This is a genomic window from Corynebacterium sp. HMSC08A12, from assembly GCF_001807485.1.
GTDB classification, from domain to species: domain Bacteria; phylum Actinomycetota; class Actinomycetes; order Mycobacteriales; family Mycobacteriaceae; genus Corynebacterium; species Corynebacterium evansiae.
Genome location: NZ_KV789188.1, coordinates 172,641 through 177,203, shown reverse-complemented (window position 1 = coordinate 177,203; position 4,563 = coordinate 172,641). Strand labels below are relative to the sequence as shown.

Here is a 4,563-nt window from a genome sequence, read left to right as displayed (position 1 = left end):
AAACGGCTACACCACTACACCGGACTTGACCCAGATGGTTATAAAAACAGAGTGGAAGATTTGGGACATCCCCCTTCGCGCCAGGCCTCCAAAAGGTCCGATTTTGGGCAATTCCCGAATGGGAGGCGCAATTTCGCACCCTCACTCAGGTATCCCTTGCCCTCGTTTCGGCCGCCTATGGCGCTTACAGAGCTTCGGCTTGAAACCAACCCCCACCGCATCTGCCTGCAGACCTGACGCAGACGCACCAACAGACATGCCACAAACGCGCTGCGGGCACGACTCCGGAGAAGCAATGTCCCAAATCTTCGAGTTATTGAAAGTAGCGGGTTTGAAGTAAAATCTTGCAAGCCTCTGACCTGCGGAAACAAAATAGTTATATTTTAAGACGTGGAATTTGGGACATTGCCCTCCGAAACTGCCCGCACCAGAGGTGCCGTGGGACGTAAACACGGGCAAAACCCGGCGCGAAGCGTGCGCCCGCAGGGTCAGGCTCGGCACGGCGTCAGGCGCCGGTCAGGCCCGGCGCGAACGCCTCCTACCCGCCAGCTAGGCCGGTCCGCCAGCTAGACCTGCCCGGCAGCTGGACCTACTTCGACATCTTCCGTCCGCCGAACCGGCCCAGCGTAAACGCCAGCACCAGCCCGGCCGCAGCCACCGCAAGATACCGCCCGACGTAATCTCCGCTGGTCTGCGGCGTTTTCGGCGGAGCAGGAGTGGTGTCCGCTGTCAGCACGCTGGACGTGTCGCGCCCGGTGGTGACGTCCTCGATCCAGGCTGCGGCGTCCGAAAGCGTGGTGATGGCCGCCGTCGGCGAGGGCAGGTCCGGGTCTCCGTTGGCCGTGCCCGCGGTCGCGAGGCCGGCGAGTTTGCCGCCGACGAAGAAAGGCGCGCCCGAGTCGCCGCCCTGCATCGCCGCGCGCGAGAGGGACTCTGCCTCGAGAATGCCACCGACGATTTTTGGCATGACGCCACCCGCGTCACCTGCAGAAACCTCCCCACCGCCCATGGCGATCTCGGCGGGGACAGACTCCACGCCTTCGGGGTTTGCGGCTTCCGCGGAAGCGGAGGACTTCGGCGTGCTGGACTTTCCGGAGGCCTCCGAGGTCGGCGTGTCTGGCTTACCCAACTGGCCTGGCGCGGCGGCGTCGGGCGCGGGGGATCCGGGCTCCGGCATGGCGCCGTCGCCCCGGAGGATCTGGGGCGCGCCCGCGCCGCCGGAACCATCCATGCCAATGGGGCCGCCGGGCGCGGGGATGGATTCCACGCCACCCTCAACATGCGGCGCGGCCGGCGCCTGCGAGTCGGTCGGCGCTTCAGACTTTTCAGAGGTCTTCGGAGCTCCACTCCCGGTGCTCGGCGCGGCTGGCGTTGGTGAACCGCCCGCGCCCGGCCCAGCGAGAACCTCCCGCACTCGCATCCGCGCCACCGGCAGATCGCCCTTGCGCGCCATCAGCGAGCTGCTACTCCAGCCGTAGAGATTCCCCTCGTCGCCCACGCCCGGCATGCTATCGGCCAGCTCCGCCGGCTCGACTCCCTCGACGGGCTTGGTTAGGTGCAAGAGCCCGGCGTCCATAACAGGCGACAGCGACCACGAATCCGCGTCGTAGACAGCACCCGCGATGCGTGCCTGCGTGCCCTCGTTGGAGACGGATTCCAGGCAGTGGCGTGCCGTCAGCACCCACTGCGGGGCGACGAGCGTGCCCGTGCAGTCGCCGAAGCTGCCGACGCGCCCGATCCGCAGGGATGCGACCGTCCGCGACTCCGCGTTGTCCGGCGCGTGTTCGCCGTATTCCAGTGCGCTGGCCGGGGCCACGCACCCGCCGGACAGGGCAGCTGCGGCCGCGATGGCTGCCGTTCGTAGTGTCAGTTTCTTCATGCTCGTTCCGCTCCTCGTTCCCCCGCGATCAGCCGGACCACCTGCGCGACGCATCGCTCCGCTGGCCCTTGCCCTGCAAACAACTTCCGCGCCGCCCCGGCGGCCAGCTTCTTCCACGCCCACGCGAACGCCAGGAACGCCGCGATAAACACCGCAGCCCACAGGTCCGAGTGCAGCGACACGTGCGTCTGCCACCACAGAGCCGTAAGCACGTGCAGGATGTACACCGTCAGCGCCATCGAACCCAGCGCGACCAGCGGATTCGTAGCCTTTACGTGCCGCCCGACGATCAGGCTCAGGTGCAGCACGATGGCGGCCACGGCGATGGAGAGCACGATCTCGCCCAGCACGCCCGTGTGCCCGGTCGCGCGCGCCCAGCCGGGAAGGTCGGTCTGAAAGCGCAGGTAGAAGCCTATTGCTGCGGCGAGGCAGGCGATTGCGGTTGTTATCTTTGTGACGCCACCAGCCCCCGTGCCGTCCTTTCCCACGTACACGTCGAAGAGGATCATCCCAGCCAGGATGTACGCGACCCACGCGAGGTGGGGGTACGGAAGCGGGAGTTCCAGTGGGGCGTAGCGCCACGTGGCGGCGGCTGTGGCGATCAGCAGGAGCGCGACTTTCGCGGCCGTTGGCAGTGGAGGCACCCAGGCGGTGGCGAGCATCGTCGCGCCGAGGACGACCAGCACGACCTGGATCTCCCCGCCAGCGGGCAGAAGCGCCAGGCCGATGAGGGTGATCAGCGCCCCGCGGGCTGCGAGCTTCGCGATGGTCTGCATAGTGGGCGCCTTGTGCGCGTCGGCGCGTGCGCTGGCGTTGGTCCAGATGAGCATCATGGTCACGCCCGCGATCACCGCGAACAGTGCAGCCGGGAGCCCCGACAGGATCACCTTCGTTTGCCATAGCGGGTGGCCGAGGTGCAGGTAGATCATCCCGAGTATTGCGAGTCCGCGGGCGATGTCGAGCCCGAGGATGCGCGGGCGCTTTGCATTTGCCGTTCCGTCGGCTGCCGTTTCAGCGCTGTTTGTGCTGGCGTTCTGGCTCGCGCCGTCCGAGCGCTCTGCGCTTGCCGAACCATCGGCTGCCGTTTCAGCGCTGTTTGCGCTGGTGAGGGCTTGGTCTCCGCGGGTTGTCGCGGAGCTCCTAGAAGTAGGTGTTTTAACCACCCGGCTGTCTCCTTTTCAGTTCTCAGTTTCAATTCTCGAGTCGACAACTTGGGTCCAGTTCCCCAATTGAGTCTGCTGTTGAGTTCTCAAACTCTGTACTCGAGTTCAAAGTGCGTCCGCTATGCGGAACGATTGTCTTTTTAATCCCCGATTCTTAAGATTTCCTGCTGCCCATTTGCAAGCCCCCTGTAAGCTTATTCTAAGTTCCCCGCCCCGCCGAGCTGTTTTCTCGCCTCGGCTGGCCACTGCCCCTGCCCGCCACACCATTTCCCTTCGCTCGCCAGGCCGATTTCCGCCCCACCGAGCCTTCCCCGCCGCCACTGGAGCGCTTGAAAAAGACCCAATGTCCCAAATCTTCCACTTTCAAAGAAAAGCAGATCTGCAGCAAAAAATTGCAAGGCTCTGACCTGCGGAGATAGATAGTTATAGAAACAGAGTGGAAGATTTGGGACATTCCCCTCCTAGCCAGGCAGCCAAATAGCCAATTTCTAGGCGCCTCCCGAATGAGGGGCGCAATTTCGCACCCTTATCCAGGTATCCCCCTCCCCCGTTTCGGCCGTCTATGGCGCTTACAGAGCTTCAGCATTTCGAGCGCTCAATTGCGAACAGCTACACCCCTCCCCGGCGCCTCCACACCAGCGGGCGCCACGCCAACGACAGCCTCCCCCAGCGCTAACCCGCCAACGCCAACCCCCGGACGCGAAATCCCCCGTGGCCGGCGGGTAACCGCTGGCCACGGGGGAAATTTGTGCGCCCGGAGGGATTCGAACCCCCAACCTTCTGATCCGTAGTCAGATGCTCTATCCGTTGAGCTACGGGCGCATCACCGCTACCCCAAAGGGCATCGATTAGGTCTGCAAGGTTGCCCTTGCAACGCAGATTAACTTTACACACCGGGGGCGCAAAACAACAAATCCCCACCTCACCAGCGGAAATGAAACCACGGCCGCCACGGGAAATAGGTAGTGCCCCAGGACCGTCACGGGAATGAAGTAGCTCGCGTGACCGCCACGGGAACGGGGCAGTGCGCCACGGGTGAAACGGACACCAAGCAGCGCACCGTGGATCCCACGGGGATCACGCAGTGGACCGCGGGCGAAACGGACAAGATCTGCAGACCTGGCGCGCGAAGCGCGCCAGAGGCCTCTGCGGCCAAAGTGTGCACTGTGCGGAGGCGCTCGCTAACGCGACCGCCACTGTCGCCCCACATCGACTGCGACGCCCATGCTCCCGCATGCGCGCTGCAGTCGGGAAGCACGGCGCGCCAACCGCGCGCCGTGCAAGCGCCCCGCGTGCACACGCACGCGCGGCACACATTCCAACTGCATGGCATTCCAGCACAAAGCTACTCCCCCGCAGCCAACCGGGGACTACCGCTGATCATGGGGCAAGGGTCCCGCAAGCAGCGCAAAGCAAACCCCCGCAACCGGCGTAAACCGCCGGCCGCAGGGGCAAACCGCAAGGAACCAAAGCCCCAAGCGGGAAAATCGTGCGCCCGGAGGGATTCGAACCCCCAACCTT

At 64.7% G+C, this 4,563-nt stretch carries 2 protein-coding genes and 2 tRNA genes (1 of these 4 cut by a window edge); all 4 read right to left on the bottom strand.

The features are described 5' to 3' along the window. Positions 1-589: 589 nt before the first annotated feature. Complete coding sequence (locus tag HMPREF3166_RS08200; protein ID WP_070488623.1) at positions 590-1,879, bottom strand: trypsin-like serine protease; 1,290 nt, start codon at positions 1,877-1,879, stop codon at positions 590-592. Beyond that, the gene (locus tag HMPREF3166_RS08195) at positions 1,876-2,808 is read right to left on the bottom strand and encodes a hypothetical protein (protein ID WP_070488652.1); all 933 of its coding nucleotides are present in this window, start codon (positions 2,806-2,808) and stop codon (positions 1,876-1,878) included. Before HMPREF3166_RS08195 ends, HMPREF3166_RS08200 begins: the two co-directional genes overlap by 4 nt. Positions 2,809-3,791: 983 nt before the next feature. Next, positions 3,792-3,864: transfer RNA gene (locus HMPREF3166_RS08190), tRNA-Arg, on the bottom strand. Positions 3,865-4,532: 668 nt separating this feature from the next. Further along, a tRNA-OTHER gene (locus HMPREF3166_RS10210) sits at positions 4,533-4,563 on the bottom strand (it continues 52 nt past the right edge of the window).

Coding starts and splice junctions, on each gene's coding strand:
- HMPREF3166_RS08200 (WP_070488623.1), bottom strand. CDS start 1,879: ATGAAGAAACTGACACTACGAACGGCAGCCATCGCGGCCGCAGCTGCC.
- HMPREF3166_RS08195 (WP_070488652.1), bottom strand. CDS start 2,808: ATGATCTACCTGCACCTCGGCCACCCGCTATGGCAAACGAAGGTGATC.